The organism is Mesorhizobium sp. M8A.F.Ca.ET.181.01.1.1, from assembly GCF_004792025.1.
GTDB lineage: Bacteria > Pseudomonadota > Alphaproteobacteria > Rhizobiales > Rhizobiaceae > Mesorhizobium.
Genome location: NZ_SRTV01000301.1, coordinates 1 through 287, shown reverse-complemented (window position 1 = coordinate 287; position 287 = coordinate 1). Strand labels below are relative to the sequence as shown.

At 67.6% G+C, this 287-nt stretch carries 1 pseudogene; it reads left to right on the top strand.

The window, feature by feature from the left end:
- Positions 1-287 (top strand): annotated as a pseudogene (locus tag EN824_RS34695) (hypothetical protein); the annotation flags it as partial.

The following is a 287-nucleotide window of genomic DNA, read 5'->3' as shown; positions in this document are numbered from 1 at the left end:
GCCCGCCGTCGTCGCATTGGCACAGAAGGTCGGCAACAAGGATTTCTCGGAAGTGGTGGGCGAAGGTCTGGCGCTTGCCTATTCCGCGGCGATGCAGAACAACAACACGATCCTTGCGGCCGCCATTCAGCTGCAGACGAAGGGCGCGGGCGTGCCTTCCGATCTGCTGATCGCCTTCAGCGAAAACATTGAAGGAACCGCGGCCGGCCCGGCGGCGGCAGCAGCACCCGCGGCCGCAGCAGCCGCCTCGCCGATCGGCGGCGCAGGCTCCACGCCTGCGAGCGGCA